Here is a 13,585-nt window from a genome sequence, read left to right on the forward strand (position 1 = left end):
TAGCGGTTCATTTATGAAGCGTCTTTTGCTGACCAGCGATTGTTTCTACGCTCGGCTCGGAAATATTCGTTTCTTTAAGTGGGACTTCACCTACCGAAAGCGCACGCTCGATGAGTAACTCGTTGCCCTTGTCTTTCAATTGAATCGGTGGAGGAAATGGGGTTGGATCTGGCCGAGCACAATGAGCGTGCCTACAACCATTAAGATCTGGCGCAGAGAGCAAAACGCCGGCATGAGCCGGCGTTTTGCTTATCTGGGGTTTATCGCAAAGCCTGACGGGCGAACTCAGCGAAACGCCGGCACCACCTGCTTGATGAACAGCTCCAGGGATTTTTTCTTCTCCGCGTGGGCCAGGCTGTTATCGCACCAGAAGCTGAATTCGTCGACACCCAGTTCCTGGTAGTACTTGATGCGCGGGATGATTTCCTCCGCGGTGCCGATCATCGCGGTCTTGTGCAGGCTCTCCAGTTCAAACTCCGGGCGAGCGGCGAATTTTTCTTCCGGGCTCGGCGCCAGGAAGCCGTTGACCGGCACTTCCTTGTTGCCAAACCAGGCATCGAAGGTGCGGTAGAACTTCGAGATCGCCTTCGCCCCGACTTTCCAGCCCTCGGGGTCATCGGCCGCATGCACGTGGGTGTGACGCAGCACCATCAGTTGCGGGCGCGGTACGTCCGGGTTGTTGTCGAGGGCGGTCTGAAACTTGTTCTTCAGGTCGAGGACTTCTTCGTCGCCCTTCATCAGCGGAGTGACCATGACATTGCAGCCGTTTGCCACAGCGAAGTTATGCGAATCCGGGTCGCGAGCGGCGATCCACATCGGCGGATTGGGCTTCTGGATCGGCTTGGGTACGCTGGTGGATGTCGGGAATTTCCAGATATCGCCATCGTGAGCGTAGTCGCCTTGCCACAGGGCGCGCACCACCGGAACCATCTCGCGCAGCGCTTGACCGCCAGAGGAGGCGGGCATGCCGCCGGCCATGCGGTCGAACTCCACCTGATAGGCGCCACGGGCCAGACCGACTTCCATTCGACCGTTACTGATCACGTCCAGCAGTGCGCATTCGCCGGCGACCCGCAACGGGTGCCAGAACGGCGCGATGATGGTACCGGCGCCGAGATGAATGGTGGTGGTCTTGGCGGCCAGGTAGGCCAGCAGCGGCATGGGGCTTGGCGAGATGGTGTATTCCATGGCGTGGTGTTCGCCGATCCAGACGGTGCTGAAACCGCCGGCTTCGGCCATCAGGGTCAGTTCGGTCAAGTCTTCGAACAGCTGACGGTGGCTGACGCTTTCGTCCCAACGCTCCATGTGCACGAACAGGGAAAACTTCATGACGCTTACCTCGGATCTTTTGTTGTTGGCTGGTCGATCGGGAGCCGACTGGCTGATTATTGGAGTGTCGACATTCGCAATGTGCGCAATCTATCTCTGAGTATTGTCGAATCAGGCGAACACGGGCAGGGCGCCCATCTTGCCGTGGCAATACACCAGTGGCCCGGCGTTCTGCTGGGGCACAATCAGGTTCTTCACCGCACCGACCATGATCGCGTGGTCGCCCCCTTCGTATTCGCGCCATAGCTCGCATTCGATCACCGCCGTGGCGTTAGCCAGAATCGGGTTGCCCAGCTCGCTCAAGGTCCATCCGATGCCTTGCGCCTTGTCTTTGCCTTTGCGCGCGAAGGCATAGGCTTCGCTCTGCTGGCCACCGGACAGGACGTGAATGGCAAAGCGTTTGTTCTTGATCAGTACCGGATAGGAATCGGAGCTGTAGTTGGGGCAGAACAGCACTAGAGCCGGGTCCATGGACAGCGAGCTGAAGGCGCTGGCGGTCAGGCCGACGATTTGGCTGTCGTCATCCAGCGTGGTGATCACAGTCACCCCGGAAGGAAACGAACCCACCACTTGTTTGTAGATGGCTGCATCGATCATGGGAAGGTCCTCTGGCGGTGTAATGCGGGTTTTTATGTGCTTGTAGGTCTGATGGTATACCGTAATACATAGTTTGCAAGGACTTTTTTTGGCCCGATAAACTTACGTGTTCGGCATTTGAGTCAACATTTACAGGGGGTTTAGCTCATCTTTGCGAGCGCTGAGGCACCAGGACTACGGGTCAGATGGACGCTAAAAGGCCAGATCAGTCTTGTTTGTAAGATGGAATACCATAACATGGTAGGCACCTGAGGGTTGCCAAAGAGCTCCCCCGGTTTGGCTTCATACAACTATAAGATCAGACAAACTAGAGTTCACTGCACATGTCCCAGATGTCCCGGCAAGACCCCCTGATCGAGAATCATACGGTCGATTACGTCCCACTCGCGGAACGCCACGGGAAGGCCCGCGACCTTTTCACTTTATGGTTCAGTACCAACATCGCGCCGTTGCCCATCGTGACCGGCGCCATGGTGGTCCAAGTGTTCCACCTCGACCTGTTTTGGGGGCTGCTGGCGATTGCGCTCGGGCACATGGTTGGCGGTCTGGTGATTGCCCTCGCGTCGGCCCAGGGCCCGCGCATGGGGATTCCGCAGATGGTGCAGAGCCGCGGCCAGTTCGGCCGTTACGGTGCGCTGCTGATCGTGTTCTTTGCGGCGATCATCTACATCGGCTTTTTCATCTCCAACATCGTCCTGGCCGGAAAGTCGATCGTCGGAATTGTGCCTTCGGTTCCGGTGCCGGCGAGCATCCTCATCGGCGCCCTGAGCGCCACCGCGATCGGGGTGATCGGCTACCGCTTCATTCACACTCTCAATCGCATTGGCACCTGGGTCATGGGCAGTGCCTTGCTCGCCGGTTTCCTTTACATCTTCGTCCACGACCTGCCGGCAGACTTCTTCACGCGCGGTGGTTTCAACCTGTCGGGCTGGCTGGCTACGGTGTCGCTGGGGATCATCTGGCAGATCAGCTTCTCGCCTTATGTGTCGGATTACTCGCGTTACCTGCCGGCGGATATCGGGATTGCCCGTCCGTTTTTCGCCACGTATCTGGGCGCGACCCTGGGCACCATTCTCTCGTTCTCCTTCGGCGCGGTGGCGGTGCTGGCGACTCCGGAAGGCACCGAGGCGATGGCATCGGTGAAGCAATCCACTGGCTGGCTGGGGCCGATTCTGATGGTGCTGTTTTTGCTCAACATCATCAGCCACAACGCCTTGAATCTGTATGGCGCGGTGCTGTCGATCATCACCTCGATCCAGACCTTCGCCAGCCAATGGACGCCGAGCTTCAAGGTGCGCGTGGTGTTGTCGAGTGGGGTGCTGGCGGGGTGCTGCTTCGTCGCATTGGGCGCTTCTGCAGACTTCATCTCGCAGTTCATTGGCCTGATTTTGGCGCTGTTACTGGTGCTGGTGCCTTGGGTGTCGATCAACCTGATTGATTTCTATCTGATCAAGCGTGGCAGCTATGACATTGCCTCGATTTTCCGTGCGGATGGCGGGATTTACGGGTGTTTCAATCTGCATGCGATCGTTGCGTATTTCATCGGGATTATTGTGCAGCTGCCGTTTGCCAATACGTCGTTGTATGTCGGGCCGTATGCCAATTTGGTGGAAGGGGCTGATCTGTCTTGGCTGGTGGGGTTGGTGGTGACTTGCCCGTTGTATTATTGCCTGGCTACCCGCAGTCAAGCGCAAGAGCGCAAGGCTTCCAGACTCGGTTATGCCGATTAATCAAACCCGTCTTCTGTTCGTCTGAAATGCCCGGCCTGTGCCGGGCATTTCCGTTTGGATGGCGAACAGAGGGGGAGCTGAAGGCGCACATTTGATCGGTACCAAGCTCGGATGCTGTGCCCACTCAAGATTCACTGTGTGAGCTTGCTGGAGAAAGCGGTTGGTCAGGGGCGACGACGGTGTTGGCTGGGTGGTGGTACTCGCCAGCAGGCCCCCACATTTTATCGGGGCGGGGCACGGATGCTGTGTTCGTGGCGATCCCGGGGCCTTTGCTCGTGAAAACGATGAGTCAGGCAGAGGGGATGGTGAGATCAAAAAAGGCCGCCGCAACCCGACGTTGCAGCGACCCGAGGGTGACAGATAACGTGCGGCCCACTGGCATGGGTCGCTTGAGGATCAATGAGCGCCAGCAGCCTTATTCAGATCGCTCTCAGCCCATTCGGTATAAACGCATGCATCCGCAGTCGCCCAGCGCACTCGCACCGGATCGCCAGCCTTGAGCGGCATGCCGGCGGCAGAGAGGGCCTTGACGGTCATCGACGTGCCGCCCGAGGTCACCACACTGCAAGTCTGGCTTTCACCAAGAAACAGCACTTCCACGACCTTGGCCGAAACTTCATTCCAGCCCGCCGACAACGGTTCCAGGGCGGCCTGCTCGACACTCAAGGCCAACGCTTTCTCCGGTCGCACCATCAGCAAAACATCCTGATCGGTCTGCAACCCTGCGGTCAGGCGAATTGACAGAGGCTGACCTTCAAACGAAGCCACCGCATTACCCTGGGCCTTGAGCTTGAGGAAGTTGGAGTTGCCAAGAAACGAAGCAACGAAAGCATTCGGCGGATTCTGATACAGGTCAAAACCGCTGCCCAATCCAACGATTTTGCCGTGACTGAAAATAGCGATGCGCTGAGACAGGCGCATGGCTTCTTCCTGGTCGTGGGTCACGTAAATGATGGTGATACCCAGACGCCGATGCAGCTGACGCAGTTCATCCTGCAAGTCTTCACGCAGCTTCTTGTCCAGGGCGCCGAGAGGCTCGTCCATCAGCAGAATGCGTGGTTCATAAACCAGCGCCCGAGCGATCGCCACCCGTTGCTGCTGACCACCGGAAAGTTGTGAAGGGCGGCGATGGGCGAATTGTTCCAGCTGCACCAGTTTGAGCATGGCGTCCACCCGGCGCTCACGCTCGCTGGCGGCCAGCTTGCGGATGGCCAGTGGAAACGCGATGTTGTCGCGCACCGACAGGTGCGGAAACAGCGAATAACGCTGGAACACCATGCCAATGTCACGCTTGTGCGGCGGTACGTTAACCAACGACTGGCCATTGACCTGGATCTCGCCGCTGCTCGGGGTTTCGAAGCCGGCAAGCATCGACAGGGTGGTGCTTTTGCCGGAGCCACTGGAGCCAAGAAAAGTCAGGAATTCACCGTCCTTGATGTCCAGCGAGATGTCGTCCACGGCGGCAAAGTCGCCGTAGTACTTGTTCAGGTTGCGCAGGCTGACGAGCGGTTTGTCGTTCTGCTGGGCTTTGATGACGGCACTCATGTCGTACTCCTGTGCGCTCAGGCGCTGATTTGATTGCGCCGGCGAACGGCGGCGGCGATGACCATGACCAATACCGAGAGGCTGATCAGCAGCGTCGAAGCGACGGCGATCACGGGTGTCAGGTCCTGGCGCAGGGTGGTCCACATTTTCACGGGAAGGGTTTGCAGGGTAGGGCTGGCCATCATCACGCTCAGCACCACTTCATCCCACGACACCAGGAACGCGAACAGCGCACCGGCGACCATACCCGGGCGGATTGCCGGAAAAGTCACCTTGAACACTGCCTGCAGTCGCGAGGCGCCGCAGATGACTGCAGCATCCTCGATGGACTGATCGAACAGCTTCAGCGAGTTGATGATCGAGATGATGGTGAACGGCAGCGCCACGATGACGTGGCTGACCACGAAAGCGAACATCGTTCCGGTGTAGCCGAGTTTGAGAAACAGCGCGTACACCGCCACGGCGATGATCACCAGCGGTACGATCATCGGCAGGGTGAATAGGCCGTAGAGCATTTCCCGTGCTGGAAAGCGCCCGCGTACCAGGGCAAAAGCGGTCGGCAAACCCAGGGCTACAGCGCAGATCGTGGTCAGCACGGCGACCTTGAGGCTGGCCATGGCTGCGTTCATCCAATCGGGATTAGAGAAAAACTGGCCGTACCATTTCAGCGTCCAGCCCGGCGGCGGAAACACCAGCCACTGGGAGGAGCCGAAGGACAGCAGCACGATGAACACGATCGGCAACAGCAGGAACAGCGAGATCAAACCGGTCGTGAAATACAGGCCGAAACGCATGCGCCGGCTCATGGCATTTGGGGTCAGGAGCATGACGGCTTACCTCGAGTTGCTGGCGCCAACCGGGGATTCCGGCTGGAGCTTCAGGTAGAAGTAGAACAACACCAGCGTGATCACGATCAGCAAGGCTGCACCGGCGCTGGCCAGTCCCCAATTGAGGAACGACTGCACCTGCTGAATGATGAACTCCGGCAGCATCATGTTCTGCGCGCCGCCCAGCAGTGCCGGGGTCACGTAGTAACCGAGGGACATCACAAACACCATCAGGCCGCCGGAGAACAGCCCCGGCCGGCACAGCGGCAGGAACACCCGGAAGAAGTTGGTCCAGGGGCTGGCGCCGCAAATCGAACCGGCCTGCAGAATCATCGGGTCGATGGCCTGCATGGTTGCTTGCAACGGCAGCACGATGAACGGGATCATGATGTAACTCATGCCGATCACCACGCCGGTCAGGTTGTGCACCATTTCCAGTGGCTGATCGATGATGCCCATTGCCATCAGCGCTTTGTTGATGACACCGGACGCCTGCAACAGCACCAGCCAGGAATAGGTCCGCGCCAACAGGCTGGTCCACATCGACAGCAGCACAATGTTGAGGACCCAGCGGCCCCAGCCACGAGGCACCAGCGTGATCGCCCACGCTAGAGGAAAGCCCAGCAGCAGGCTGAACAGGGTCACCAGCCCGGCCACCGAGAAGGTATTGAGCAAGACCCGGGCGTAAGCCGAGTTGGCGAACAGTTGTTCGTAGTTACCCAGGCCCGGCACTGGTTCCAGTATGCCCCGCAGCAGCAGACCAATCAGCGGCGCCAGAAAGAACAGGCCGAGAAACAGCAGGGCGGGGATCAGGTTGCTTGAACCGCGCCAGCGCTGTGCCAGGGAAGGGGATTGGTTCATCACAGCAGCCTTGCCGGAAACCGCCCCGGCAGCGCCAGCGGCGCTCCCGGTCTGCGTAGGTTGACGGGACGCTGTTGCCGTCATTTTCATTTGACCAGCCATTCGTTCCACCGTGTCGCGATGGCCGGACCGTTCTTGGCCCAGTACGCGAAATCAAGAGTGATCTGATCCTTGGCGTAGGCAGTCGGCAGGTTAGGGGCGAGCACCGAATCCAGGCGCGCCACGCTGTCGACGTTGACCGGCGCATAGGCGGTCAGGTTGGAGAAGTCAGCTTGTCCTTTGGCGCTGCTGGCGTTGGCCAAAAACTTCATGGCGGCGGCCTTGTTTTTCGAGCCTTTAGGGATGACCAGAATGTCGGCCATGACCAGGTTCTGTTTCCAACTCACGCCCACCGGTGCGCCATCCTGTTGCAGGGCGTAGATGCGGCCGTTCCAGAACTGCCCGAGGCTCGCTTCGCCCGAGGCCAGCAACTGTTGCGACTGCGCGCCGCCGCCCCACCAGACGATGTCTTTCTTGATGGTGTCGAGTTTCTTGAAGGCGCGATCCAGGTCCAGCGGGTAGAGCTTGTCGGCGGGTACACCGTCGGCCAGCAGAGCCAGTTCGAGCACGCCGGGGCTTGGCCATTTGTAGAGGGCGCGTTTGCCAGGGTAGGTCTTGGTGTCGAACAGCGCGGACCAATCTTGAGGTTTGCCGGCACCGAGCTTGCCTTCGTTGTAACCGAGGACGAAGGAGAAGTAGAACGAGCCGACGCCATGGTCAGAGACGAAGCGCGGGTCGATTTTGTCGCGCTGGATCACCGAGAAATCGAGGGGTTCGAGCAAGCCTTCAGCCGCCGCGCGCAAGGCGAAGTCCGCCTCGACGTCGACCACGTCCCATTGCACGTTGCCGCTTTCGACCATGGCTTTGAGTTTGCCATAGTCGGTAGGACCATCCTGGACCACGGTGATGCCGCTGGCCTTGCTGAACGGATCGGCCCAGGCCTGCTTCTGTGCATCCTGGGTGCTGCCGCCCCAGCTGACGAAGTTGACGCTTTCAGCCGCCATCAGCGCCTGGCTGGTCATGCTCAACAAACCCGCAAAAAGCATTGCGGTTACACCTTTGTTCAACACCATTTTTACGCCCTCATTTGTTGTGTTTGTGAGCGGGCTGTTGATGCCCGCCTATCGGGAGCAGTAGGTCCATCTGGCCTGTAAAGGCGACCGTGCCAAGGGCTGTTATTGGTGCTTTCCTGTCGGGAGCCCTTAGTTGGAATGTCCGGCCTATGGAATATCATATTATGGTATTCCAAACTTTGTGCAAGCACTTTGCCTTACCGGCTATCAGCCAAAAGCGGTTTTTTGCCGCCAGGTCACCCAATAGTGGCCTGCGCGGGTAAAGGGGCCATCCCCGAACTCACTCGGTGAACGGGATGCTCTCGACCACTTCCAGGTCGTAGCCGGTCAAGCCTGCGTATTTCAGCGGAGGGCCGAGGTGGCGCAACTTGCCCACGCCCAAATCCTGAAGAATCTGCGCACCGGTCCCTACTTCAGAATAGATGCGCGATTGCGAACGGCTGAACTGCCGTGGTGGCTGAGTGAGTTGAGGCACGCGTTCCAGCAGCGCTTGCGACGACTCATGATTGGCCAGCACGACCACCACGCCGCAACCTTCTTCGGCCACCCGTTGCAGGGCGGCCCACAACGTCCAGTTGGACGGGCCGCTGTATTCTGCGCCGACCAGATCGCGCAGCGGATCGATCACGTGCACCCGCACCAGAGTGGGTTCTTTCCGACGAATGTCACCCATGACCATCGCCATGTGCACGCCACCTTCGATGCGGTCTTCAAAGGTGATCAGCCGGAACGTGCCATGCACCGTCGGCAATTCGCGTTCGCCGATGCGCACCACGGTGTGCTCGGTGCTGAGCCGATAATGGATCAGGTCGGCGATGGTGCCGATCTTGATTCCATGTTTGCGTGCGAAGACTTCCAGGTCAGGGCGGCGGGCCATGGTGCCGTCGTCGTTCATCACTTCGACAATTACCGAGGCTGGGGTGAAGCCGGCCAGGCGGGCGAGGTCGCAACCGGCTTCGGTGTGGCCGGCGCGGGTCAGCACACCGCCTTCCTTGGCGCGTAGCGGGAAGATATGCCCGGGCTGCACAACGTCCGTAGGACCGGCATTGGCGGCTACGGCGGCGGCAACGGTACACGCCCGATCGGCGGCGGAAATACCGGTGGTTACGCCCACAGCGGCCTCGATGGATACCGTGAACGCGGTACTGAACACGCTACCGTTGCTCGGGACCATCTGCTCCAGACCCAGGCGCTGGCAGTGCTCGTCGGTCAGGGTCAGGCAAATCAATCCGCGCGCTTCACGAGCCATGAAGCTGATGGCCTCGGCGGTGCAGCGGTCGGCGGCGATCAGCAGGTCGCCTTCGTTTTCCCGGTCCTCGTCATCGACCAGCAGCACCATCTTGCCATGCCGGTAATCTTCGATGATTTCTTCGATGCTGTTGAAGGCCATGCTGGAACTCTCAGTGTATGGTGAGTATATTTATTGGTATACCATAATACATAACAAACCAAGAGGTCACTATGAAGGCGTACTGGATTGCTCACGTGGATGTCACCGACCCCGATCAATACAGCCAATACACCCAACGCGCCCCGGCGGCGTTCGCTTTATATGGCGGGCGGATGCTGGCCCGGGGCGGGCGCAGCGAAGCGATGGAAGGTCGGCCGACACCGCAACGCAGCGTGGTCATCGAATTCGATTCTTACGAGCAGGCGTTGGCCTGCTATCACAGCGAGCAATATCAGGAGGCGAAACGGCACCGCGAGGGCGTGGCCCGGGCCGAGGTGATCATTGTCGAGGGTGTGGCACCCTAGGAGATGTCAGCGGATGAAGTGGATCTTGCCGGTATCGTCGTTGCCGATGTAGATGCCATAGACCCCGGCCTGGCGTTCCTCGATATAGCGTTCGAGGATCTGCCGGATTGCCGGGTAATAGATGCTGTCCCAAGGAATGTCCTCGGGTGCGAAGAATTTGTAGTCCAGGGTTTCCGGGCCGTACTGGCCGGTGATCTCCAGCGCGATGGCGCGGAAGATGATGTACACCTCGCTGATCTTCGGCACGCTGAAGATCGAGTAGGGCGAGAGAATTTCCGCGCGCACGCCGCTCTCTTCCCAGACTTCGCGCAGCGCTGCCTGCTCGGTGGTCTCACCGCCTTCCATGAAGCCCGCCGGCAGCGTCCAGGTGCCCGGACGCGGCGGAATCGCGCGTTGGCACAACAGGTACTGACCGTCCTGCTCGATGATGCAGCCGGCAATGATTTTTGGATTGACGTAATGGATGTAGCCGCAGCCACGGCACATCAGGCGCTCGTGCGTATCGCCCGGTGGCAGCTGATGACCGAGGTCACCGCCGCCGCACTTTGGGCAAAAGCTCGGGCTGAACATGGTTAGCGACCTATGCGAGGTTCTTTGAGCGCGATGGGCAGGGTGATCTCGGGGATTTTTCCGGTCTCTTCCTGTTTGCGCTTGAGGTAATCGAGTGCGACGGTTGCGGCAGCGCGCACGTGGTCGACACAAGCCTGGTGGGCGGCCAGAGGATCGCCGCTCTTGATCGCTTCGACCATGCGTTCCATTTCCTGGTTGCTCACGCCACGGCGATTCTCCTGGGACACCGAAGTCGCCCGCAAGTAACTGATCCGTGCCTGCAACTGACGCAGTTGAGTGGCCGCGACATGGTTGCCGGAGCCTTCGAGCAGGACGTCGTAGAAACCTTGAACCGAATCGATCACCTGTTGCAGTTCGCCCTCCTTGAGGGCCTTGCGGTTTTCCTCGAGGGCTTTTTCCAGGGCCTTGATGTCCTTGGCCTTGGCACGCAGGGTGAACAGCTGGACGATCAGGCCTTCGAGCACACAACGCAGCTCATAGATATCCACGGCATCGGCCAGGGTGATGATCGCGACCCGTGGGCCCTTGGCGTCGGCGAATTCCACCAGGCCTTCGGATTCCAGATGGCGCAAGGCTTCGCGTACGGATGTGCGGCTGACGCCCAGGCGATCGCACAGATCGCGTTCGACCAGACGATCTCCCGGCAAGAGCTGGAAGTTCATGATGGCGCTTCGCAGCTTATCCAGCACGATTTCGCGCAGGGTTACGGGGTTGCGATTGACCTTGAAGCTGTCGTCGAGTGGCAGGCGTTTCATGGGGTCCGCTCTGAGTGTGGCTGTCCATGCAAAAAGAGCACTTAGATCCAGGATCATCGTGCTCAGGTCATCAAAACAGCCAAGGGTTAACTGGAGGCCTCGGCATCGGCTTCGGCGAAGGCTTCACGGGCGAGCCGGAAACTGTCTACGGCCGCGGGGACACCGCAATAAATACCGACCTGAAGCAGAATTTCGCGTATTTGTTCACGACTCAGCCCGTTACGCAAGGCGCCGCGTACATGTAGCTTGAGTTCGTGCGGCCGATTGAGGGCCGAAATCATCGCCAAGTTTATCATGCTGCGCTCTTTAAGCGACAAACCCTCACGGCCCCAGACGTGGCCCCAGCAGTACTCGGTGACCATCTCCTGCAATGGCCGGGTGAAGTCGTCGGCGTTTTCGATGGACCGGTTTACGTAGGCTTCGCCCAACACCTGGGTGCGGATTTTCAGGCCTTTTTCATATTTTTCATTGCTCATCGCTGTGTGCTCCCAAAATCGTCGAGCCCGCCCATCAAGGTGTATTTGAGTTCCAGGTAATCTTCGATGCCGTACTTGGACCCTTCGCGGCCAAGTCCCGAGGATTTGATCCCGCCAAAGGGCGCGACTTCGGTGGAAATCAGCCCTTCGTTGATCCCGACCATGCCGTATTCCAGCGCTTCGCTCATGCGCCAGGCCCGGCCCAGGTCGCGGGTGTAGCAGTAAGCTGCGAGGCCGAATTCGGTGTCGTTGGCCAAGTGCACAGCCTCGGCTTCGGTGTCGAAGCGGAACACTGCGGCCAACGGGCCGAAGGTTTCTTCTTGAGCGACTTTCATGTCACCGGTCATGTCGGCCAGCACGGTTGGCTGGAAGAATCCGTGTCCAAGTGCATGGCGTTCGCCGCCGCAAAGCAATCGGGCGCCTTGGGCGAGGGCGTCCTGAACATGGTCTTCGACTTTGGCCACGGCGCGTTCGTTGATCAGCGGGCCTTGGGTGACGCCTGCCTCGAAACCACTGCCAACATTCAGTTGAGCCACTCGCTCGGCCAGCCGCGCAACAAAGGCTTCATGGATGCCGCTCTGTACCAGGAAGCGATTGGCACAGACACAGGTTTGCCCGGCATTGCGGAACTTGGCGATCAGCGCACCTTCTACGGCACGCTCCAGATCAGCATCGTCGAACACGATGAAGGGCGCATTGCCCCCGAGCTCCAGCGAGACTTTTTTCAACGTTGGCGCGCATTGCGCCATGAGCAACTTTCCAATGGCGGTGGAGCCGGTGAACGACAGTTTGCGCACCAGAAGGCTGGCGGTCAGCTCACCGCCGATGGCCACGGCGTCGCCGGTGATCACGTTGAAAATTCCCGGTGGAATCCCTGCCTGTTCCGCCAGCGCGGCCATGGCCAGCGCGGAGAACGGCGTCTCCGGTGCCGGTTTGACGATGCATGGGCAACCGGCCGCGAGCGCCGGGCCGGCCTTGCGGGTGATCATCGCCGCCGGAAAGTTCCATGGGGTGATGGCTGCGACCACGCCGATCGGTTCCTTACTGACCACGATGCGCGCATCGCCTTTGTGGCTGGGAATGGTGTCTCCGTAGATGCGCTTGGCTTCTTCGGCGAACCACTCGATGAAACTCGCGGCGTAAAGGATTTCACCCTTGGCCTCGGCCAGTGGCTTGCCTTGTTCCAGAGTGAGGATTTCTGCCAGGGCGTCGGCGTGCTCTAACATCAGCGCGTGCCAGCGTTTGAGCGTCTGGCTGCGCTCTTTGGCGGTCAGTGCGCGCCAGGCCGGCCAGGCTTTGTTGGCGGCGGCGATGACCTGACGAGCTTCTGCGGCGCCAAGATTCGGCACCTGGCCGATCAGTTCGCCGGTGGCCGGGTTGAAAATGTCCTGGCAGACGCCATCGGGCGCATCCAGCCACTGGCCGTCGATGTAGGCCTGCTGGCGGAACAGTTGCAAGGCTGCTGGGCTCATGCCGGCTCCCATAGTAGAAGTAAAAAAGGGCCGCACCGGGGGGTGGTTAGACGCAGCCCAAATGTAGATGTCAGGCCAGGGTGGGCAGCGGGCCCAGCTTGCCTTTGTGATAGATCATTGGTGTGACCGATTGCTCGGGCAGAATCAGATTCTTCACCGCACCGACGATGATCGCGTGATCGCCGCCGTCGTATTCACGCCACAGTTCGCACTCGATGATCGCCGTGGCTTTGCGCAGCAACGGGTTGCCCAACTCACTGAGGTGCCAGTCGATGCCTTTGGCCTTTTCCTTGCCTTTCCCTGCAAACGCATAGGCTTCGGCAGTCTGGTCGGCGGACAGCAGATGAATCGCGAATTGCTTGCTGTCACGCAGAATCGGATACGTGTCCGAGGCATAGTTGGGGCAGAACAGCACCAGTGCCGGATCAATCGACAGCGCACTGAAGGCGCTGGCGGTGATGCCGACGATGCCACCGTCCGGGTCCAGGGTGGTGACCACCGTGACCCCGGATGGGAACGAGCTCATGACGTCTTTGTAAATGCCGGGTTCGATCAT

Annotated in this window: 14 protein-coding genes; 2 read left to right on the top strand and 12 right to left on the bottom strand. The window is 59.5% G+C overall.

Going from position 1 to position 13,585, the window contains the following annotated elements; translation table 11 throughout:
- Nucleotides 1-285 precede the first annotated feature (285 nt).
- Both LQ215_RS17595 and LQ215_RS17600 read right to left on the bottom strand, forming a co-directional pair.
- Nucleotides 286-1,329: an LLM class flavin-dependent oxidoreductase gene (locus tag LQ215_RS17595; RefSeq protein ID WP_230151710.1), complete on the bottom strand. Its 1,044-nt coding sequence runs from the start codon at nucleotides 1,327-1,329 to the stop codon at nucleotides 286-288.
- Nucleotides 1,330-1,440: 111 nt separating this feature from the next.
- Nucleotides 1,441-1,926, bottom strand: a complete 486-nt coding sequence (locus LQ215_RS17600) for a flavin reductase family protein (protein WP_230151712.1) — start codon at nucleotides 1,924-1,926, stop codon at nucleotides 1,441-1,443.
- Nucleotides 1,927-2,249: 323 nt separating this feature from the next.
- Between LQ215_RS17600 and LQ215_RS17605 the strand changes: the two genes are divergently transcribed.
- Entirely contained in the window at nucleotides 2,250-3,656 is a 1,407-nt protein-coding gene (locus tag LQ215_RS17605; RefSeq protein WP_230151713.1) for a purine-cytosine permease family protein, read from the top strand.
- 396 nt (nucleotides 3,657-4,052) lie between these two features.
- Here the strand turns inward: LQ215_RS17605 and LQ215_RS17610 are convergent, their stop codons facing one another.
- From LQ215_RS17610 to ribBA, 5 genes are all read right to left on the bottom strand, one after another.
- A complete protein-coding gene (locus LQ215_RS17610) occupies nucleotides 4,053-5,201 on the bottom strand; it encodes an ABC transporter ATP-binding protein (protein ID WP_230151715.1) in 1,149 nt (382 codons plus the stop codon).
- A gap of 17 nt (nucleotides 5,202-5,218) precedes the next feature.
- Entirely contained in the window at nucleotides 5,219-6,028 is an 810-nt protein-coding gene (locus LQ215_RS17615) for an ABC transporter permease (protein WP_230151717.1), read from the bottom strand.
- 6 nt (nucleotides 6,029-6,034) lie between these two features.
- A complete protein-coding gene (locus LQ215_RS17620) occupies nucleotides 6,035-6,979 on the bottom strand; it encodes an ABC transporter permease (protein ID WP_230151744.1) in 945 nt (314 codons plus the stop codon).
- Complete coding sequence (locus LQ215_RS17625; RefSeq protein WP_123722589.1) at nucleotides 6,976-8,001, bottom strand: ABC transporter substrate-binding protein; 1,026 nt, start codon at nucleotides 7,999-8,001, stop codon at nucleotides 6,976-6,978. The genes LQ215_RS17620 and LQ215_RS17625 overlap by 4 nt, the downstream gene beginning before the upstream one ends.
- A gap of 280 nt (nucleotides 8,002-8,281) precedes the next feature.
- Nucleotides 8,282-9,391 carry a bifunctional 3,4-dihydroxy-2-butanone-4-phosphate synthase/GTP cyclohydrolase II gene (gene ribBA, locus LQ215_RS17630; protein WP_230151719.1) on the bottom strand — a complete coding sequence of 370 codons (1,110 nt, stop codon included), beginning with the start codon at nucleotides 9,389-9,391 and terminating at the stop codon, nucleotides 8,282-8,284.
- A gap of 71 nt (nucleotides 9,392-9,462) precedes the next feature.
- On the opposite strand from ribBA, the gene LQ215_RS17635 reads away from it, so the two are divergent.
- Nucleotides 9,463-9,756 carry a DUF1330 domain-containing protein gene (locus LQ215_RS17635; protein ID WP_230151721.1) on the top strand — a complete coding sequence of 98 codons (294 nt, stop codon included), beginning with the start codon at nucleotides 9,463-9,465 and terminating at the stop codon, nucleotides 9,754-9,756.
- A 6-nt stretch (nucleotides 9,757-9,762) separates the two neighbouring features.
- Here LQ215_RS17635 and LQ215_RS17640 read toward each other — a convergent pair whose 3' ends face one another.
- The 5 genes from LQ215_RS17640 to LQ215_RS17660 all read right to left on the bottom strand — a co-directional run bounded on the left by LQ215_RS17640 (nucleotide 9,763) and on the right by LQ215_RS17660 (nucleotide 13,585).
- Nucleotides 9,763-10,326 carry an NUDIX hydrolase gene (locus LQ215_RS17640; RefSeq protein WP_230151725.1) on the bottom strand — a complete coding sequence of 188 codons (564 nt, stop codon included), beginning with the start codon at nucleotides 10,324-10,326 and terminating at the stop codon, nucleotides 9,763-9,765.
- A gap of 2 nt (nucleotides 10,327-10,328) precedes the next feature.
- Nucleotides 10,329-11,081: a GntR family transcriptional regulator gene (locus LQ215_RS17645; RefSeq protein WP_095129270.1), complete on the bottom strand. Its 753-nt coding sequence runs from the start codon at nucleotides 11,079-11,081 to the stop codon at nucleotides 10,329-10,331.
- Nucleotides 11,082-11,167: 86 nt separating this feature from the next.
- Nucleotides 11,168-11,557 (bottom strand): carboxymuconolactone decarboxylase family protein, encoded by a 390-nt coding sequence (locus LQ215_RS17650; RefSeq protein WP_008059553.1) that lies wholly within the window; start codon nucleotides 11,555-11,557, stop codon nucleotides 11,168-11,170.
- Nucleotides 11,554-13,029: an NAD-dependent succinate-semialdehyde dehydrogenase gene (locus LQ215_RS17655; protein ID WP_230151728.1), complete on the bottom strand. Its 1,476-nt coding sequence runs from the start codon at nucleotides 13,027-13,029 to the stop codon at nucleotides 11,554-11,556. The genes LQ215_RS17650 and LQ215_RS17655 overlap by 4 nt, the downstream gene beginning before the upstream one ends.
- Nucleotides 13,030-13,099: 70 nt before the next feature.
- Nucleotides 13,100-13,585: a flavin reductase family protein gene (locus LQ215_RS17660; RefSeq protein WP_230151730.1), complete on the bottom strand. Its 486-nt coding sequence runs from the start codon at nucleotides 13,583-13,585 to the stop codon at nucleotides 13,100-13,102.

Source organism: Pseudomonas brassicacearum (assembly GCF_918698105.1).
In the GTDB taxonomy this organism is placed as follows: domain Bacteria; phylum Pseudomonadota; class Gammaproteobacteria; order Pseudomonadales; family Pseudomonadaceae; genus Aquipseudomonas; species Aquipseudomonas brassicacearum_F.

Excerpts from the sequence above, each read along its gene's own strand:
- LQ215_RS17635 (WP_230151721.1), top strand. The coding sequence starts at position 9,463 with ATGAAGGCGTACTGGATTGCTCACGTGGATGTCACCGACCCCGATCAA.
- LQ215_RS17595 (WP_230151710.1), bottom strand. The coding sequence starts at position 1,329 with ATGAAGTTTTCCCTGTTCGTGCACATGGAGCGTTGGGACGAAAGCGTC.
- LQ215_RS17605 (WP_230151713.1), top strand. The coding sequence starts at position 2,250 with ATGTCCCAGATGTCCCGGCAAGACCCCCTGATCGAGAATCATACGGTC.
- LQ215_RS17645 (WP_095129270.1), bottom strand. The coding sequence starts at position 11,081 with ATGAAACGCCTGCCACTCGACGACAGCTTCAAGGTCAATCGCAACCCC.
- LQ215_RS17620 (WP_230151744.1), bottom strand. The coding sequence starts at position 6,979 with ATGAAAATGACGGCAACAGCGTCCCGTCAACCTACGCAGACCGGGAGC.
- ribBA (WP_230151719.1), bottom strand. The coding sequence starts at position 9,391 with ATGGCCTTCAACAGCATCGAAGAAATCATCGAAGATTACCGGCATGGC.
- LQ215_RS17600 (WP_230151712.1), bottom strand. The coding sequence starts at position 1,926 with ATGATCGATGCAGCCATCTACAAACAAGTGGTGGGTTCGTTTCCTTCC.
- LQ215_RS17640 (WP_230151725.1), bottom strand. The coding sequence starts at position 10,326 with ATGTTCAGCCCGAGCTTTTGCCCAAAGTGCGGCGGCGGTGACCTCGGT.
- LQ215_RS17610 (WP_230151715.1), bottom strand. The coding sequence starts at position 5,201 with ATGAGTGCCGTCATCAAAGCCCAGCAGAACGACAAACCGCTCGTCAGC.
- LQ215_RS17655 (WP_230151728.1), bottom strand. The coding sequence starts at position 13,029 with ATGAGCCCAGCAGCCTTGCAACTGTTCCGCCAGCAGGCCTACATCGAC.
- LQ215_RS17660 (WP_230151730.1), bottom strand. The coding sequence starts at position 13,585 with ATGATCGAACCCGGCATTTACAAAGACGTCATGAGCTCGTTCCCATCC.
- LQ215_RS17615 (WP_230151717.1), bottom strand. The coding sequence starts at position 6,028 with ATGCTCCTGACCCCAAATGCCATGAGCCGGCGCATGCGTTTCGGCCTG.
- LQ215_RS17650 (WP_008059553.1), bottom strand. The coding sequence starts at position 11,557 with ATGAGCAATGAAAAATATGAAAAAGGCCTGAAAATCCGCACCCAGGTG.
- LQ215_RS17625 (WP_123722589.1), bottom strand. The coding sequence starts at position 8,001 with ATGGTGTTGAACAAAGGTGTAACCGCAATGCTTTTTGCGGGTTTGTTG.